Source organism: Paraburkholderia fungorum, assembly GCF_046027605.1.
Taxonomy (GTDB): Bacteria; Pseudomonadota; Gammaproteobacteria; order Burkholderiales; family Burkholderiaceae; genus Paraburkholderia; species Paraburkholderia fungorum_F.
Window position 1 is genome coordinate 91,597 of record NZ_JAQQEF010000006.1, and the last position, 17,382, is coordinate 108,978.

Sequence of the window (17,382 nt, forward strand, 5' to 3'; positions counted from 1 at the left end):
TTGGCCTTTCACCTGGAGAAGTTGGACATACTCCTACGACGACTCGATGATCCGGATATCGACATCGATTGAGATCAGGAAAAACCCTGGGCACGCGACGGTCTATCGATCTGTCCAGAGTGAGGACCGGAACTGGCGCCCTCCCAGACGTTCAGGCCGCCGGGAGGGAGGGCCATTTACCGCTTAGAACGTATAAGTCAGCTTTCCAAACGCCGTGCGTCCCAACGTGTTGTACCCGTATGCAGTGGCGTACTGCCGGTTAAACAGATTCGACAGATTCGCCGACACGGTGAGATGCGAATTGACCTTATAAGCGGCACGCAAAGCGACCGTTGTGTACGACGGTAGATAGATCGAGTTAGCCTGATCGTCGAAGGTCGATCCGCCATAAAGCAGTGAGACCCCGGTGCTGAGCGCGTGAAGCTGGAACTCGTCCCACGTGTGATCGACACTCAGACTGACCGTCTGGCGCGGACGGCGATTGAGCCACGTTTGGTCGGTCACGTCCTGTGGATTCAGCAGCCCGATCGCGAGACTGACAGGCGTCGATTTGCCGAGCGTGCCCCTGTACGACAGATCGATGCCCTGGATGTGCGCCTGTCCGATATTCACGGGCAGAAATGTCGCGGAGTTGTACGAGATGAGGTCATGGACACGTGTGTCATAAACGGCGGCCGTGAAGGTGCCGAACGAGGTCGTTGCGTCCAGCGCCGCTTCGATCGTGTCGCTGCGCTCGGGCAACAGGTTTGGATTCCCAAAGCCCGGGAAGTACAGGTCGTTGAAGGTCGGCAGACGGAATGCATTGCCGTACGAAAGCCGCGCCGTATAAACCGGTGTGATCGCATAGGCCACGACGACATTGCCGGTATTGACCGACTGTCCCTGAACAATCTCGTGACGGCCCGCAAGGAACACGGTCAGTGCACCGAGCGTGGTTGACTGATGGAGTGACACCGCTGAATCGTTGCGCGTCGGCACGCCCTGCGGGATATCGACCGGCAGGAAAGCTTGCTCGCGGCTGAAGTCGTAGGCGAGCTTCGTCTCTCCGGATAGTGGCAGACCGAACAGCGTCGCCCCCTTTTCCTGATGGGTCAACGAGGTCGACGTGCTGAAACGCGTCGAGTCGATCTCATCGGTCGGAATGGTGGGATCGTTTGCGTAGAGGAACTGGCGGTCGGTGGCATAGCCCACCGACTGATCAAACTGGGTGGTCGGCGTGATGTCCCAGTGAAACGCGAGGCCCGTCGTCAACTGATGATCGAGCTGCCGGTCGGCGCTACCGGCACTGTCATACGAGAGATCGGACTTGTGGTACAGGGCGAACGTGGAGAGCGACCAGTTGTCACGCGCATAGCCGAGGCGCGCGTCCACGTCCTGCGCATGGTACGGGTTGCGGCCATCCTCGTGACCAAACGCATACGGCTGGGTCGCATCGATCCCTGCGGTGTTGTAGTCGTGCAGGCCGAGCGAGTAGGTCAGCCCGGACAGTGCCGAGAGCGGACCCGAGGAAGGGATCGTGCCCGAGGTCCGGATTTGCGTGTCGAAGGTTTTGTTCGAACCGCCGCCTGCGGAGATCGTGGTCTGGTTCGGCTGATTGGACGCATGGTTGGTGAACAACTGCACGACACCCCCCATCGCAGCCGCACCGAACGACGCGGCCGCCGGCCCCGAGATGACTTCGACACGGTCGAACGCCGAGGTTGGAAGATCCGCCCACGCGGCCTGGCCGGTGGTGACGGAGCCGACCCGGATGCCGTCGATAAACACGGCGACCTGACTTCCGGATGAACCCCGGATGCTGACCGAGGCAAATGAACCTGGGCCGCCGTTTTGCGAAACGGTGACGCCGGGCAGCGTGGCGAGGGCTTGCGTGATACTCGGGTCGGCCGGAGACAGACGCTCGAGATCGGCGCGCGTCAGGACCTGGGTCGTCGCATAGCGTTGGTCGAACGATTGCGGCAGGTGCTGCGTGTCGCCGGTGACGACGATATTCGGCAGCGTGGTTTCAGCCGGCGCCTGTGCCGGTGTTGGCAACGACGTGTCGTCCGCGGCCTGTGCGACCTGCGATGCGCAGACTGACAACGCGGCGAGAACGCTATACATGCCGACGACGCGTCGGCGCAAGGTTCCTTGCGGGGAACCGGTTTGAACTACAGTGGACATCACAGATCCTGAGGCTCGGGCTGTCGTTGCAACGGGCGCCGCACAGGCGGTGCTTGCGCATCGGGACACCCCGCCCGGTGCGGCTGCGCAGACCTCGGTGTGATGGCAGGTCTCCTGGCTCGCGGGTCAACGTCCCGTGCCGACCTTCCCGGTGTCCCAGTGGTCATGAATGGCACGGACTCGCCGCTTACAGTTGCGGGGGCAGCCGCAGACTCGGAGCATTGCTGCTCGTACTGCGTTCCCTTTTGATCCCAGCTGAGGGAACCATCAAGGCGCAAGGTTACCGATGCGTGATGGTTCCCGTCAATTACCAAGGCGCTGGCGGTACGCTGTTCGCGTTCGCGTCAACAGTGTTCCAGCGCGTACGACAGGTCCGCGATCAGATCATCCGGATGCTCCAATCCCACCGATACCCGAATCAATCCCTCCGACACGCCTGCTTTGGCGCGCGCCTCTGCCGGCACGCCCGAATGCGTCGTCGAGGCGGGATGACAGATCAGCGACTCCGTACCGCCCAGGCTCACAGCGGACTTGAACAACGTCAGGCCGTTGATGAGTCTGAACGCCTGCTCACGGCCACCGTCGAGCACAAAAGCAAACGTCGATCCGGGCCCGGTGCATTGGCGCCGATACACCGCCTGGTAGGTGGGGTCGTCAATCAGTTCCGGATGAAGAACCTTGACCGGGCGATACGGATTGGTCTCAAGCCATCGCGCGACGGTGCTGCCGCTGCGCGCAGCCTGCTCCATGCGCAGCACGAGGGTCTCCATGGAGCGCGTAATCATCCATGACGAATGCGGATCGAGTTGCGAGCCCAGCATGCTGCGGATCGCGCGCACTTTCGTGATGAGACTCCGGTTGCCGGTGACGCCGCCCGCCACCAGATCGCTATGACCGCCGATGTACTTTGTCAGCGAATACACGCTCAGGTCGATGCCTTGCTTCGCCGGCTTCTGATACAACGGACCGAGCAGCGTGTTGTCGCATACGGACAGAGGACGATAGCCGTGGCGTGTTTCGAACGCATCGATCTCGCGACGCAGGCCTTCCATATCGAACAATGCATCCGTCGGATTGGCGGGCGTCTCGATGTAGCACATCCGCACGCTGCCCTTTTGCGCCGCCGCTTCGAGCGCGTTGCGGATCGCTTCCACCGAAAGACCGTCGTCGATCACCTCGGACTGGATGCCCCATTCCGGCAGAAACTTTGCAATCAGCGTTTCGGTGCCGCCATAAAGCGGCACGGACTGCACCACGCAGTCACCGGGCCGCAGGAATGCCAGCAGGATTGCCGCGATAGCGGACATGCCGCTCGACGTCACGACAGCGGCTTCGGAGCCGTCGAGCAACGCCAGACGATCCTCGACAATCTCGAGGTTCGGGTGATTGAAGCGGCTATACACGAGGCCCGCGCTTTCGCCTTCCGGTGAAGGCTTGCGGCCCGACACCATATCGAAGAAGTCGGCGCCGTCCTCGGCGGTGCGAAACGCAAATGTCGAGGTCAGAAAGACGGGCGGCTTCACCGATCCTTCCGACAGGAAGGGATCGTAGCCGTACGACATCATCTGGGTTTCGGGATGCAGATCGCGCTCGGCAATCGTGCGTTTGTGATAGTTGCGATAGGCCATGCTTTGCTCCGTGCCATGTCGGGGGGAAGATCGAACGGTGGTTGCAGTCGCGGCGCGCAATACGCCTAGGAGGATCGCTCTTTGGGTAAGCGCTTGGTCATGCTACTCCATGGCAACGATTCACAGCGAGGAACGCGACGGGCAATGAAAACGGCCACCCGAAGGTGGCCGGCCTCGTCGCAAAAAATGCCAGACGGCGCGTTTGCGACGGCGCGTTGGCGACGGCGCGTGCGCCTTAGACGGAAGCGCGCAGCGTCCTGGCAGCCGCCACCATGTTGGTCAGGGCCGGAATGACTTCTTCCCACTGCCGCGTCTTCAGACCGCAGTCCGGATTCACCCACAGGCGCTGCGCCGGAATGCGCTCGGCGGCCTTCTTCATCAGTTGCACGATGTGCTCCTGCGTCGGGATGTTCGGCGAATGAATGTCGTACACGCCTGGGCCGATTTCGTTCGGGTAGTTGAAGTTGTCGAACGCGTCCAGCAGTTCCATATCGGAGCGCGAGGTCTCGATGGTGATCACGTCGGCGTCCATGTCGGCGATCGACGCGATGATGTCGTTGAATTCCGAATAGCACATATGCGTGTGGATCTGCGTCTCGTCTTCCACGCCGTTCGCCGTGATGCGGAAAGATTGCACTGCCCAGTCGAGGTATTCTTTCCATTGCGACTGACGCAGCGGCAAGCCTTCGCGTAAGGCGGCCTCGTCGATCTGGATCACGCGCACGCCGGCCTTTTCGAGGTCCAGCACTTCTTCGCGGATCGCCAGTGCCAACTGGTAGCACGATACCGAACGCGGCTGGTCGTCACGCACGAACGACCAGTTCAGAATCGTGACCGGGCCGGTCAGCATGCCTTTCATCGGCTTGCTGGTGAGCGACTGCGCGTACTTGATCCATTCGACGGTCATCGCGTTCGGACGGCTGATGTCGCCGAACAGAACCGGCGGCTTGACGCAACGCGAACCATACGACTGCACCCAGCCGAACTGGCTGAACGCGTAGCCATCGAGCTGTTCGCCGAAGTATTCCACCATGTCGTTGCGCTCGGCTTCGCCATGCACGAGCACGTCCAGACCAAGCGCTTCCTGTTCGCGCACGCTGCGTTCAATCTCGGCGCGCATCGCGGCCTTGTAGCCGGCTTCGTCCAGCGCACCGCTCCTGAACTGGCTGCGCGCATGGCGGATGTCGCCGGTTTGCGGGAACGAGCCGATGGTCGTGGTGGGGAAGGCGGGCAGGTTCAGCAACTCAGCCTGCCTGGCGGCGCGCGTCGAATAGACATTTTTGCGTTGACCCAATGCCGGATTGATCTTCGCTAATGCGGCTTTAACCTCTGGGTTATTCACGCGCGGCGAAGCGCGGCGTGCGGCAATGGCGGCGCTGTTCGCGGCGAGTTCTGCCTTGACGGCATCGCGGCCCTGGTTCACCGCGATGGCCAGCACCTTCAGTTCACCCAGCTTCTGCAAGGCGAAGGCCAGCCACGAGCGGACTTCCGCATCCAGTTTCTGCTCGCTCTCGAGGTCCACCGGCACGTGCAGCAGCGAGCAGGACGGTGCGATCCAGAGGCGCTCGCGCAGTTGCCTCGCGACCGGTTCAAGCCAGTCGAGGACGCTCGCCAGATCGGTCTTCCAGATGTTGCGGCCGTTGATCACACCGAGCGACAGCACGCGATCCCTGGGCAGTTGGGCAATCACTGCATCGACTTCGGCACGGGCATTGATCGCATCGAGATGCAGGCCCTGCACCGGCAGATTGCAGGCAAGCGACAGGTTATCGAGCAACTGACCGAAGTAAGTCGCCAGCAGGAGCTTGACTTTGCCATTGGCGAGCGCCTGGTAGGCAGCCTTAAAAGCCTGCTGCCATTGCGTTGACAATTCGGTGACGAGAATCGGCTCGTCGATCTGAACCCATTCGACGCCTTGCGCCGCGAGTGTGTTCAGCAGTTCCGCGTAAACCGGCAGCAGCCGCGGCAACAGGGCGAGCTTGTCAGAGTCGTCCTTGGACTTGCCGAGTGCCAGATAGGTCACCGGGCCGATGATCACCGGCTTGGCTTTGACGCCTTGTGCTCTCGCCTCGGCCAGTTGTTCGAGCAGGCGCGACGAATCGAGCCTGAATTCGGTACCCGCGCTGAACTCGGGGACGATGTAGTGATAGTTGGTGTCGAACCACTTGGTCATCTCGCCGGCGGCCACACCGCCGCAGCATGCGCTGTGGTCCTCGGCGCCTCTGGCCGAACGGCCGCGCGCGACGCGAAAGTAGTTATCGAGGCTATCGCCGTGGAAGCCGCGCACCCGTTCCGGCAGGTTGCCCAGCGCGAAGCTCATGTCCAGCACCTGGTCGTAGAAGGCAAAATCGCCGACGGCCGCGAAGCCGAGCTCGGCCTGGTGTGCCCAGTGACGCTGACGCAGCTGGGTGCCCAACGCTTTCAGTTCGCCGAGCGAGGACTCGCCTTTCCAGTACGACTCGAGCGCGAATTTCAGTTCGCGCTTCGCACCGATACGCGGGAAGCCCAGGTTATGTGTTGTTGCCATCGTGTCGCCTTGATTCGGTCGGGTTGCGGATCCGTGGATCGTAGCGAAGGCGGTTTATGAAGTAAAATGGTGTTAATTCAACGAATCATTAGTTTTGCTCATGCATCATTCACGCCTATACCATCATGCTTGAGAGAATTCATCTGGCCATCGTCCAGGCAGTGGACAAGCACGGGTCGCTGACCGCGGCGGCGGAAATCCTCTGTGTGACGCAATCCGCACTCAGCCACTCCATGAAAAAGCTGGAGCAGCAACTGGGCACGGATATCTGGTTGCGCGAGGGGCGCAGCCTGCGCTTGACGCAGGCCGGCGAGTACCTGTTAGCCGTGGCAAACCGCGTGCTGCCACAACTGGCGCTTGCTGAAGAGCGCCTTGGTCAGTACGCGCAGGGCGAGCGCGGCGCGTTGCGGATCGGGATGGAATGCCATCCCTGCTACCAATGGCTGCTCAAAGTGGTGTCGCCGTATCTCGCGCGCTGGCCGGACGTCGACGTGGACGTCAAACAGAAATTCCAGTTCGGCGGGATCGGCGCGTTGTTCGGCTACGAGATCGATCTGCTGGTGACGCCTGATCCGCTGTATAAGCCGGGCTTGCGCTTCGAACCCGTGTTCGACTACGAGCAGGTGCTGGTGGTGAATCGCGAGCATCCGCTTGCCACGGCCGAGTATGTGAAGCCGGATCAGTTGACGCGCGAGGTGTTGGTCACGTATCCAGTCGAGACCGACCGACTCGACATTTACAACCAGTTTCTGATGCCGGCAGGGGTCACGCCGCGGCGTCACAAGGTGATCGAGACCACCGACATCATGCTGCAGATGGTGGCAAGCGGCAGAGGCGTCGCGGCGCTGCCGCGCTGGCTGGTGGAAGAGTATGCCGGCAAGATGAACATTGTTCCGGTGCGGCTCGGGCGAAAGGGCATCGCCAAACAGATTTTTTTGGGCGCTCGCGAGACGGACACTGAAATTGACTACCTGAAGGCGTTCGTCGATCTGGCGCGCAAGCCGGCGGAAGTCCTGGCCGAAGTGTAGGAACCAGCTTGCGTTCCCAGAACAATGACCGGATATTGCGCTGCGCGTCGGCGCCGAGGAGTGGCTGCGTTCAACTTCGTATCACCAGTTCCATGAACCCTGAACTTGAATCGCGCTCCCGGGAGAAGCGATATTCGGGAAGAAGCGCCAGCAATACCTCCGCTGTCGTGCGGACCGAGCAACCGTGTCCCACGTGACCACCCGACACTCGACCGCGCGGGTCGGAAACCGACATGTGCAGATGCGCGCCATCGGATGAGATGGACCCAGCGAGCGTCAGGATTTCCAGATCGTCGCGCAGCTCAGTAAGATCGTCGTCTCCGGCAAACCGCAATTGCGCAACGCTGAGACTCCCGATGCCCTGGATCACGAAGGCCGCCTGCACCTTGGTCTGACGCAAGACGTCTTCGAGGGCGGCTCGCAGATCGTCGCCGGGAAAGAGGCGCAAAGGGAGGGCTTGCATCGAGCGGTTCCGGGCTGAGGATGTCGTGACAGGTTAAGGCGAATTGAGCCTTCCCGCAATTGAGCGCGGCTTTCGCGGATAAGGACTGTCCCGGTTAAGAAATCAGGCAACTGGGGAGGTTCGGCCTCCGGCTGGCGCTCTTTTGCTTGCCCGCGTTGATCTTCAGGCGCCGCTGCCGAATCCATTTTTCTCAAATACGACGGGAGGCGTCGCTGCTTCGTTGACATACAGACGGAAGACGTCCGGACGCGCGTAGTGGCCCACGACGTCAAAGTCATACTTGGCCCGGGCAAGGTCGTTGAGGTCAAGATCGGCCACGAGCAATGCATCCTGCTCAAAGATTGGCCCGGCTATGAGTTCGCCAAGCGGGCTGACGATGCAGCTTCCACCGCTCATCAGCACTGTGGACGGATCGTTACCCTGGATTGCGGCATAGTCGGTCGGGCAATCCGATCGGCGCAGGTACTGACAGGCCGACAACACAAAGCAGCGACCCTCCAGGGCAATGTGCTGCATGGAGGAAGCCCATGTTGGCCGGCTATCAGCCGTGGGGGCGCAGTAAATCTGAACACCCTTTGCGTACATTGCCATGCGCATCAATGGCATGTAGTTTTCCCAACAAATGACCGCGCCGAGCCGGCCGAACGGGGTGTCGAAAACCGGGAGGGTCGACCCATCGCCATAGCCCCAGATCAGCCTCTCGGCAGCAGTTGGCATCAGCTTGCGATGCTTGCCGAGCATCATGCCGTCCGGACCGTAAAACAGCGCAGTGCAATACAGCGTGCCGTGGTCCCGCTCGATTACGCCGATCACGATGTATTGCCTGTACTCGGCGGCAACCTCGCCCAACCGGCGGGTGCCGGGACCTGGCACTTCTAACGCGCTGTCATAGTAGCGGCGGTAGTCGTCGCGCCCGGCAGCAGTTCTTCCACCGATGGTCGAGCCGAAATCGAGCCCCTTTGGATAGGCTGAGACGAATGCTTCAGGAAATACGATGAGTTGAGTGCCTTGCCGCGCGGCGTCGGCGGTGAACGTCGCGACTTTATCGATGGTTCTGTCTGCATCGAAGACGACGGATCCCGATTGCGCAACCGCAGCACGTAATTTCTGTTGCATCAGAATTCTCCATGAATGTAGTGGTTACCATCGGAAGTGCGCCGGCGTGCAACTGTGCACTGCGATAGCGCGAAGTGTTCGCGATCGAACGGGATCCTGGAAACGCGCTACGCCACGCGTTCTTCGAGCTTGAACCATGCGCCGATGCTGGTTGACGCTCCTTGCAGCTATCGCCTGGTCGCAGCGAATGAGAGCCGGCGGAGTCCGTCAGTCGAAACTAATTTGAGCTGCAAAATTCGTTGACTGCGAACACGGTCACTGTGGATTGCAAGTCACTACAAGTATAGGTGGCTAGCAGGCAAAGCCTCCCCTCCTGGGCCGCCGGGAGACTCATAGATAGAACGTCCGCGCAGGCCGAACAGGCGTCGAAATGGACAAAAACAGGAGACGTCGTTGTACTTCGGAAGCGGCCATTTGGGAAAAGGTGGGTCGACCGCCCGGGCTGGGCCGAACCTCGCCCGCTGAGCGCAAATCTCATGGTGCGCCCCCATTGACAACCGATACGTTCGTCTTGTCAAATGCGTCTACTTAAACGTTTAAGTCGGGATCTAAACGATTAAGTGCTGTCATTTTCCAGACTGGCCAGGCGGTATTGTTTCTCTAAAGGAGGGGCATGGTGTCAAAGCGCAGCAGCGTACCGACTATCCAGGACGTCGCCCGTCTGGCACAGACATCGATCGCGTCGGTGTCGTATGTCCTGAACAACAAGGATCAGGCACTCAGCCCGGCGCTGCGTCAGCGGATCGTCGAGGCCGTAAGGGAACTGGGTTACGTCAGGAACGCGGTAGCAAGCGGGCTCAAGGGCAAGGAGCGCGGCATGATCGCCGTGCTGGTCCCGCAGTTTGGAAACGAGTTCTTCACGCGCATTTGCGTCGACGTCGAAGCCGTCGCCCGTCAGGCAGGCTATGTCGTTCTCATCTGCAACAGCGACGAGAGTCTCGAGCAGGAACGGATGATCCTCGAGCGGCTCGTCGCCCAGCGCATCGACGGCTGCATCCTCTGTCCGGTGCTGTCGGGAACGGAAAGCGGCGAATTGTTGCGCAGGCACAGAATGCCGACTGTCGTGCTGGAGCGCCCGGTGGGCACCGAGTTGCCCGAACGCGACTTCGTCGGGCATGACAACCGCATGACCGGCTATCTCGCCACCCGTACGCTGATCGAAGCCGGCCATCGGCGCATCGCTTTCATCGGCTGGGATTCACCCATACCGAACATCCGGCACCGCGCTGACGGCTATCTCGACGCGTTGCGCGAGGCCGGCATCGAGCCGAAGCCAGACTGGCTCCTGCTGGGCGATCTGACCCAAAGCGAAGGCCGGCGCCTCGCGGCCCGGCTGCCCTTCGACGACGTCACGGCCCTCGTGCTGGCCAATCACCTCGATCTTGGCAAGGGTGTGCTGATGGAACTTCAGGCACGCCGCATCCGCTGGCCGGACGACCTCTCGCTGATCCTCATCGGCACGCCGGAGTGGTGCGACCTCGTCTCGCCGGCACTCTGTTGCATCGAGCGCCCGGAGGCGGAAATGGGCCGGCATGCGGCAACACTCCTGCTGTCGAAAGTCGCTGATCCAGCGTATTCCGAGCCGCGGCTCGTGCTGCCCGTTTCGCTTCGCGGCGGGCAATCCGTCAAAGACGTCTCTTCCCACTATGCGGCCCGTCAAGGCGGCCCACAACAACAGGACAGCTAAAGCATGTCGAAAGTGAGAGTAGGTCTGATCGGCTGTGGCTTCATCTCGGAGCTGCACATGCACGCTTACCGGCGCGTCTACGGCGTGAATGTCGAAGTGGTGAGCGTGGCTGCGCGCGGCGACCATGTCGTCGACTTCGCACGCAAGTACGCGATTGCAGAAACCACGCGCGACTACAGGACCTTGCTGGCCGATCCTCGCATCGACGTGATCGATATCTGCACGCCGCCGGACTTGCATGCCGGGATGGTCGTCGAGGCGGTGCAGGCCGGCAAGCATGTCATCTGCGAGAAGCCTTTCACCGGCTATTTTGGCCGTCCCGGCGACGCGACGCCGATCGGCAAAGCAGTCCCCAAGGCGCTGATGTATGAACGCGTGATGGAAGAGATGGAGGCAACCGCGGCAGCGGTGCGGCAAAGCGGCCGCCTCTTCATGTATGCCGAAGACTGGATCTACGCCCCGGCCGTGACCAAGGCCGCTGAGATGGTGCGTGCCACGCGCGACAAGATCCTGTTCATGAAGGCCGAGGAGAGTCACAGCGGCTCGCACGCCGCGCATGCCGCGCAGTGGGCGCAAACCGGAGGCGGCGCGCTGATCCGTCAGGGATGCCATCCATTGTCGGCGGTACTGCATCTGAAGCAGGTCGAAGCAGAGGCACGTGGCGAACAGATCTCGGTCGCGAGTGTAGTGGCCGATGTCGGCAACGTGACCGCGCGACTCGCGCCCGAGGAGCGTCCGTTTATCAAGGCCAATCCGTTCGATGTCGAAGACTGGGGCATGTTGAGCCTGACGTTCAGCGACGGCACGAAGGCAACCGTGTTCTCCGGCGACATGATCCTTGGCGGCGTGCGCAACGTGGTGGAGGCCTATACGAGCGGTGGCGCGCTATTCGCCAACATCACGCCGAACAACCATCTGACGACCTACATGACCGATGAGGAAAAGCTCAAGGACGTGTACATCACGGAGAAAGTCGATCGCAAGACCGGCTGGCAATTCGTCTGCCTCGAGGAGGAATGGACGCGCGGTTACCGGCAGGAGATTCAGGATTTCATGGAGTGCGTGGCATTCGGGCGGGCACCGTTGGCGGGTCTGGATCTCGCCTACGAAGCCATGAAAGTGCACTACGCGGCCTACTGGTCCGCAGATGAAGGGCGTCGCATCGACCTGTGACGCAACCCATAACGGAGGAGACTCGGACATGAAAAAACGCTTACTCGACCGTGCCGTTTCACACGCCACGAAGCCGTTCGGAAAACTGATCTTATTGGGGCTCGGCGCACTGGCGGTTTCCGGCGCGCCGGCATTCGCCGCGGACTGGAAGCCGACCCATCCGATCAACCTCATCGTTCCATGGGCGGCAGGCGGCGCGACCGATCAGGTCACCCGGATCGCGGCCGCGGAGATGGAAAAGGCGCTAGGCCAGACCATCGTCATCGTCAATCAACCGGGGGCGTCGGGATCGATCGGCACGAAGAGCGCGCTTGACGCGCCGCGCGACGGCTACACGTGGACCGCCGGCGCGCTGCAGGATCTGGGCAGCTACGAAACCCAGGGCATGCTGAAGACCCGGCTGAAGGATTGGCACCTGTTTCTGAGCGTGGCGAACATTCCGGTACTGAGCGTCAACCCGCAGACGCCCTATAAAACCACGCAGGAGCTCATCGCGGCGATGGCCGCCCATCCGGGCAAAATCTCCGTGGCAACGGCCGGCATCACGTCTTCGGGACACATGGCCATCGATCAGTTCGCCAGCGCGGCAAAAGTGAGCTACCGGCATGTCGCCTATGACGGCGGCAGCCCCGCCGTGGTCGCAACGGTGTCGGGAGAGACCGATGCCACCAGCCAGCTTGCGGCGGAGGAAGCCGACATGATCCGAGGCAAGCTTCTGCGGCCACTCGCCACGATCAGCAATCAACCGCTCGTGCTGTCAGGCTACGGCACCATTCCCGCGTTGTCGCAGACCCTCCCTGGATTTAACGCGCCGGCCAACTACACGGGCATTTTCATTCCCAACGGCGTACCCGACGACGTGGTCGCCACCGTGACGAAAATCTGGAACACCACGATTGCGAACAGCGCAGCGCTGCGCAAGTTCGCCGAGAGCCGTGGCGCGCTGGTCACGCCGATCGATGGCGACGCGGCGCAGAAGGCGGCGTTCCCGGCGGTTCAGGCCAATGCGTGGATGCTGTTCAGAACCGGAAAAGCGAAGGTGTCGCCTGACACGGTCGGCATTCCGGCTCCTTGAGCACGGTCGCAATTCATAACGGTCTCGCGGTCTCAGCCACGCTCTGAGCGGCCATTTCCACGCAGCACGCACAGTGGATCAACGTCCATGAATGATTCAACGGAAGACGGAGCGCGCGACCGGGCGCCCAGCGCGCGACGCAATCTCCAGGATGCGGTTGTCTGGGTGGTATTGGGCGGAATCATCCTCATCGCGTCCTTGTCGATGGATCGGCTGGAGAGCCAGGGGATCAATCCCTACACGGCGCCGGGCCTCCTGCCCGGGCTGCTCGGCGTCGCGATGATGTGCCTCGGTGCGTTGCTGGCGTTTCGCAGCATCGGCGAGGGCGCGCTGACGCGCCGCGCGCCTGGGTCCGGCGCCGCGGCCGGTGGCGGGCACGCGCAGCTCCTTCGCGTGCTCGCCCTGTGCCTCATCTTTACTGTCGCGCTGCTGGGACACGGATTGCCGTTCTGGCTCGTAGGGGCGATTTTCGTGTCGACTTCGATCCTGACGTTGCAGCAGGCGCAAAGACAGGCCGCGCAAGCGAGGCTGGGACTGCGCGAGATCGCGACCGCCGTGACTATCGGTTTGGGCGCGGGCGGTGCGATCACCCTGATTTTCCAGACTTTTTTTCTCGTCCGTCTGCCATAGCGCGCGGCGTAAGCGTAACCGTAACCGTAAGGTCCTGCGCATTGAGTGGGCCGGGCTTTAAATCAGGAAGGGCAGGGCAGTTCGAATTCGCCGGCATGCATCGACGTACGCCAACGTACGCCAACGCATGCCTGCGTGTAGCCGGGGAGACGATTGACTGTCCACGGTCGTTCAGATGAGGAGGAAGCGATGTTTTCCGGACTTGCAGACTTTGGCCAGGCCTATCTTGGTTTCCTGAATCCAATATCGATCGCCTATGGTCTTGGCGGGACGTTCATTGGCATCATGGTCGGCTGCCTTCCTGGCCTGTCTGCCACGTTATGCATCGCATTGCTGACGACCTTGACGATCAAGCTTCCCGCGAACGACGCCATTCTCATCCTCATCTGTTCCTACGTGGGCACGCTGTATGGCGGCTCGCGCACGGCGATCCTGCTGAATATTCCAGGGACGGCGGCCAATGCCGCGTCATGTGCGGACGGACATGCTTTGGCGCTGCGCGGAGAGGCAGGTCGTGCGATCGGCATCGCAACCTCGGGTGCGTTTACCAGCGTGTTATTCGGCGTACTGTGTCTCGCTGCGTTCACGCCGCTGCTCGCCAAGGTTGCATTGTCGTTCGGCGCGCAGGAATTTTTCTGGCTCGCGCTACTGGGCGTGACCCTGTCGGGCTCGATTGTCGGAGACGACCCGCTAAAGGGCTGGCTCATGGGCATTCTCGGGCTGTTCGTGGCCCAGATCGGCCAGGAGGGGCTCTACGCATACGACCGTTTCACCTTCGGCTGGAATGAACTGTCGGGCGGAATCGCGCTCATTCCCGCGCTAGTCGGCGCGTTTGGGTTCTCGGAGATTCTGACCACGCTCGCGGACCCGGTCGAACGCAAGATTGTCAGCATGCGCGACTCGTCCCTGCCGCGCTTTCGAGAAGTGCTTCAGTACTGGCCGACCGTCTTGCGCTCAGGTGTGATCGGGGTAGCGACGGGTCTGCTGCCGGGCGTCGGCGAGGACACGGGGGCGTGGATGTCGTATGCGGCCGCGAGGGCCTTCAGCCGGGAGAAGGAGAAGTTCGGTCATGGTTCGATCGACGGCCTGATGGCTGCCGAGACGGGCGACATGGCGTCGATTCCCGGCCACCTGATTCCGTGCCTCGCACTCGGCATCCCCGGATCGGCTCCGTCGGCGGTGTTGCTGGCCGCGATGATCATCCACGGGATCCAGCCTGGACCGATGTTGATGATCCAGCATCCGCAGTTTGTCTACGACGTCGTCGCCATGACCTCGCTCGCCATGGTCAGCATCCTGATCTTCGGCCTGTTCATGGTGCGCCCGCTGTTGCTGGTGTTGCGCATCAAGCGTGCCATCCTGATGCCGATCGTCTTCCTGCTCTGTACGGTTGGCGCGTTCGCAGGCGCCTCGCGCCTGTTCGACGTCTATTGCATGGTTGCTATCGGTATCGGCGCCTTTTTCCTGCGCAAGCGTGGCTACCACATGGCGCCGTTCGTGCTCGGACTGGTACTGGGATCCGTGCTCGACAAGAGCTTGCGCCGTGGCCTCGTCCTGACTGAAGGGAGTATCGTGCCGTTCTTTACGCGGCCGATCTGCATGGGCTTTGCGCTCGTCACGCTAGTGACGATGCTCCTTTACGTCCCCGCGTGCCGTCGGATCGTGAGCCGGGCTATGTCCGCCGTGCGCCTGCCGGGCTGACGATTCGTTCTGTAGTGATCGCGTGGCGCTGTACCAGACACGCCGTCGTCCAGGCCGATGGCTTCTCCCGCTGCCTGAACGCTATCCGCGCAGGTAATCGGCCGTCCCCGTTGCTTGCTGCAATGTGCAGTCTGCGAGAAAGTCCTCGATCATGGTCAAATACGGCTTTTGAGGAGGACTGCATGAGTGCCGCAAACGATATGAACGAAGCCGCTGACCGGACCGCCAGACTCTATCCGGTGCGCGACTTTTTCCGCAGGCCTGAGAAGCACGATTTCACGATTTCACCGGATGGCCGGCATCTGTCGTTTCTGACCCGGCACGCGGGCCGCCAGAACATCTTCGTTCAGGAACTCGGCGCCGACGGTTCGCCGCTTGGGGACGCGCGAGCGCTGACCAGCGAATCCGAACGCGACGTACCCGGGCACGCCTGGAAAGGCAACGATCGGATCCTGTTCGTCAAGGACTTCGGCGGCGACGAAAACTTTCACGTGTTGTCGGTGCCGATCCATGGTGGCGAACCGTTCGACCTGACTCCGTTCGACGGTGTCCAGGCGAGCATCGTCGACGATCTCAGGGACGATGACCGCCGTATCCTGATCCAGATGAACCGGCGCGATCCGCAGGTGTTCGACGTGTTCCGTGTCGACGTCGTGACGGGCGAGTTCACCTCGATCGCTGAAAATCCGGGCAACATCATGGGATGGATGACCGATCATGCCGGGCGCCTGCGCGTTGCCTCCGCCACCGACGGTGTCAACACGACGCTGCTCTATCGCGATGCCGAAACCGACCCGTTCCGCCCGATCCTGACCACGAACTTTCGCGAAACGGTAGCGCCGCTGTTCTTCACATTCGACGATCAGCGTTTGTACGTGCTCTCCAACCGTGGCCGAGACAAGACGGCCATCTTTGAGTTCGACCCGCAAAGTGCGCAAGAGGGCGAGCTGCTGTTCGAAGCCGAACACGTGGACGTGAGCGGCCTGCTGTTTTCGGAGCATCGGCGCGTATTGACCGCCGCGTGGTACGTCGACGACCGCACGCATCGGCACTTCTTCGACGAGTGGGCCCGCTCGATCCATGAGGACCTGAAGCGCCAGCTGCCCGGCCAGGAAATCACGATCACGAGCATCACGCGCGACGAGTCGCGTGCGATCGTGCATGCGTCGAGCGACCTGTCACCGGGCTCGACCTGGACTTACGATATTGCAAGCCGTCATCTTTCCAGGCTTGCCGAGCTGATGCCCTGGCTCGACGCCGCGGACATGGCGCGAATGGAACCGATCCGCTTCGCCGCGCGCGACGGTCTGCAAATCAACGGCTATTTGAGCTTGCCTGCGGGCATCGAACGTGGGCAAAAGCTGGAGCACCCATTGCCATTGATCGTCAATCCGCATGGCGGCCCCTGGGTGCGCGATTCGTGGGGGTTCAACGCTGAAGCGCAATTGCTCGCCAATCGCGGGTATGCGGTGTTGCAGCTGAACTTCCGCGGCTCGACGGGTTATGGACGCGCGTTCTGGGAAGCCAGCTTCGGTCAATGGGGCAAGTCGATGCAAAACGACATCGACGACGGCGTCGACTGGCTCGTCACGCAAGGTCTTATCGATCCCGCGCGCGTGGGTATCTACGGCGCGAGTTACGGGGGCTACGCGGTGCTCGCCGGCGTGGCGTTCACACCCGAACGCTATGCCGCGGCGGTCGACTACGTCGGCGTGTCGAATCTGTTCACGTTGCTCGAATCGATGCCGCCTTACTGGAAGCCGATGATCGACATGATGTACGAGATGATCGGCAACCCGCAAACCGAGGCAGGCAAACAGGCGCTGCACGATGCCTCGCCGTTGTTCTTCGCGGACCGGATCGTGACGCCGCTATTTGTCGCGCAAGGCGCGAACGATCCGCGAGTCAAGCAGGCCGAAAGCGATCAGATCGTGAACGTGCTGCGCGAACGCGGCGTCGACGTCAAGTACATGCTCAAGGACAACGAAGGGCACGGCTTCCACAACGAAGAAAATCAGTTCGAATTCTACGAAGCCATGGAAGCCTTCCTCGCGCAACACCTGGGCGGCCGCTCGGCAACGTAACGCCGAAGGACCAGCAAGCAGTCAGCGGACGGCGGTTAAGGCGCGACGGGGCGCCGACCGCCGTGGGCGCTCAGTACGTATGGGCGCATGTTTGCTCGCTGCGATTA

Annotated in this window: 12 protein-coding genes and 1 riboswitch; of the genes, 7 read left to right on the forward strand and 5 right to left on the reverse strand. The window is 61.6% G+C overall.

The window, feature by feature from the left end; genetic code table 11:
* Positions 1 to 183 precede the first annotated feature (183 nt).
* The 3 genes from PQR53_RS12590 to metE all read right to left on the reverse strand — a co-directional run bounded on the left by PQR53_RS12590 (position 184) and on the right by metE (position 6,318).
* Positions 184 to 2,103, reverse strand: coding sequence for a TonB-dependent receptor domain-containing protein (locus PQR53_RS12590; protein ID WP_408454293.1), 1,920 nt, complete (start codon positions 2,101 to 2,103; stop codon positions 184 to 186).
* A 147-nt stretch (positions 2,104 to 2,250) separates the two neighbouring features.
* Positions 2,251 to 2,447: riboswitch (cobalamin riboswitch) on the reverse strand.
* A 60-nt stretch (positions 2,448 to 2,507) separates the two neighbouring features.
* Entirely contained in the window at positions 2,508 to 3,791 is a 1,284-nt protein-coding gene (locus tag PQR53_RS12595; protein ID WP_408453801.1) for a cystathionine gamma-synthase family protein, read from the reverse strand.
* Between the two features lie 235 nt (positions 3,792 to 4,026).
* A complete protein-coding gene (metE, locus tag PQR53_RS12600) occupies positions 4,027 to 6,318 on the reverse strand; it encodes a 5-methyltetrahydropteroyltriglutamate--homocysteine S-methyltransferase (protein ID WP_408453803.1) in 2,292 nt (763 codons plus the stop codon).
* A gap of 125 nt (positions 6,319 to 6,443) precedes the next feature.
* Between metE and PQR53_RS12605 the strand changes: the two genes are divergently transcribed.
* On the forward strand, positions 6,444 to 7,346 hold the full coding sequence (locus PQR53_RS12605) for a LysR family transcriptional regulator (RefSeq protein ID WP_408453806.1): 903 nt from the start codon (positions 6,444 to 6,446) through the stop codon (positions 7,344 to 7,346).
* Between the two features lie 70 nt (positions 7,347 to 7,416).
* Here the strand turns inward: PQR53_RS12605 and PQR53_RS12610 are convergent, their stop codons facing one another.
* The gene (locus PQR53_RS12610) at positions 7,417 to 7,809 is read right to left on the reverse strand and encodes a PPC domain-containing DNA-binding protein (RefSeq protein WP_179738529.1); all 393 of its coding nucleotides are present in this window, start codon (positions 7,807 to 7,809) and stop codon (positions 7,417 to 7,419) included.
* 162 nt (positions 7,810 to 7,971) lie between these two features.
* Complete coding sequence (locus tag PQR53_RS12615) at positions 7,972 to 8,925, reverse strand: nitrilase-related carbon-nitrogen hydrolase (protein WP_408453809.1); 954 nt, start codon at positions 8,923 to 8,925, stop codon at positions 7,972 to 7,974.
* 613 nt (positions 8,926 to 9,538) lie between these two features.
* On the opposite strand from PQR53_RS12615, the gene PQR53_RS12620 reads away from it, so the two are divergent.
* The 6 genes from PQR53_RS12620 to PQR53_RS12645 all read left to right on the forward strand — a co-directional run bounded on the left by PQR53_RS12620 (position 9,539) and on the right by PQR53_RS12645 (position 17,275).
* Positions 9,539 to 10,612 (forward strand): LacI family DNA-binding transcriptional regulator, encoded by a 1,074-nt coding sequence (locus PQR53_RS12620; protein ID WP_408453812.1) that lies wholly within the window; start codon positions 9,539 to 9,541, stop codon positions 10,610 to 10,612.
* A gap of 3 nt (positions 10,613 to 10,615) precedes the next feature.
* Positions 10,616 to 11,785 carry a Gfo/Idh/MocA family protein gene (locus PQR53_RS12625; RefSeq protein WP_408453815.1) on the forward strand — a complete coding sequence of 390 codons (1,170 nt, stop codon included), beginning with the start codon at positions 10,616 to 10,618 and terminating at the stop codon, positions 11,783 to 11,785.
* A 28-nt stretch (positions 11,786 to 11,813) separates the two neighbouring features.
* Positions 11,814 to 12,860, forward strand: a complete 1,047-nt coding sequence (locus PQR53_RS12630; RefSeq protein ID WP_408453818.1) for a tripartite tricarboxylate transporter substrate binding protein — start codon at positions 11,814 to 11,816, stop codon at positions 12,858 to 12,860.
* Positions 12,861 to 12,947: 87 nt separating this feature from the next.
* On the forward strand, positions 12,948 to 13,490 hold the full coding sequence (locus PQR53_RS12635; protein ID WP_408453821.1) for a tripartite tricarboxylate transporter TctB family protein: 543 nt from the start codon (positions 12,948 to 12,950) through the stop codon (positions 13,488 to 13,490).
* A gap of 189 nt (positions 13,491 to 13,679) precedes the next feature.
* Positions 13,680 to 15,191 carry a tripartite tricarboxylate transporter permease gene (locus PQR53_RS12640; protein ID WP_179738521.1) on the forward strand — a complete coding sequence of 504 codons (1,512 nt, stop codon included), beginning with the start codon at positions 13,680 to 13,682 and terminating at the stop codon, positions 15,189 to 15,191.
* 182 nt (positions 15,192 to 15,373) lie between these two features.
* A complete protein-coding gene (locus tag PQR53_RS12645; protein ID WP_408453824.1) occupies positions 15,374 to 17,275 on the forward strand; it encodes a S9 family peptidase in 1,902 nt (633 codons plus the stop codon).
* Positions 17,276 to 17,382 lie beyond the last annotated feature (107 nt).

Bases quoted from the DNA above. Each gene is read 5' to 3' on its own strand.
- PQR53_RS12645 (WP_408453824.1), top strand. From the start codon at position 15,374: ATGAGTGCCGCAAACGATATGAACGAAGCCGCTGACCGGACCGCCAGA.
- PQR53_RS12595 (WP_408453801.1), bottom strand. From the start codon at position 3,791: ATGGCCTATCGCAACTATCACAAACGCACGATTGCCGAGCGCGATCTG.
- PQR53_RS12590 (WP_408454293.1), bottom strand. From the start codon at position 2,103: ATGTATAGCGTTCTCGCCGCGTTGTCAGTCTGCGCATCGCAGGTCGCA.
- PQR53_RS12620 (WP_408453812.1), top strand. From the start codon at position 9,539: ATGGTGTCAAAGCGCAGCAGCGTACCGACTATCCAGGACGTCGCCCGT.
- PQR53_RS12605 (WP_408453806.1), top strand. From the start codon at position 6,444: ATGCTTGAGAGAATTCATCTGGCCATCGTCCAGGCAGTGGACAAGCAC.
- metE (WP_408453803.1), bottom strand. From the start codon at position 6,318: ATGGCAACAACACATAACCTGGGCTTCCCGCGTATCGGTGCGAAGCGC.
- PQR53_RS12640 (WP_179738521.1), top strand. From the start codon at position 13,680: ATGTTTTCCGGACTTGCAGACTTTGGCCAGGCCTATCTTGGTTTCCTG.
- PQR53_RS12615 (WP_408453809.1), bottom strand. From the start codon at position 8,925: ATGCAACAGAAATTACGTGCTGCGGTTGCGCAATCGGGATCCGTCGTC.
- PQR53_RS12625 (WP_408453815.1), top strand. From the start codon at position 10,616: ATGTCGAAAGTGAGAGTAGGTCTGATCGGCTGTGGCTTCATCTCGGAG.
- PQR53_RS12610 (WP_179738529.1), bottom strand. From the start codon at position 7,809: ATGCAAGCCCTCCCTTTGCGCCTCTTTCCCGGCGACGATCTGCGAGCC.
- PQR53_RS12630 (WP_408453818.1), top strand. From the start codon at position 11,814: ATGAAAAAACGCTTACTCGACCGTGCCGTTTCACACGCCACGAAGCCG.
- PQR53_RS12635 (WP_408453821.1), top strand. From the start codon at position 12,948: ATGAATGATTCAACGGAAGACGGAGCGCGCGACCGGGCGCCCAGCGCG.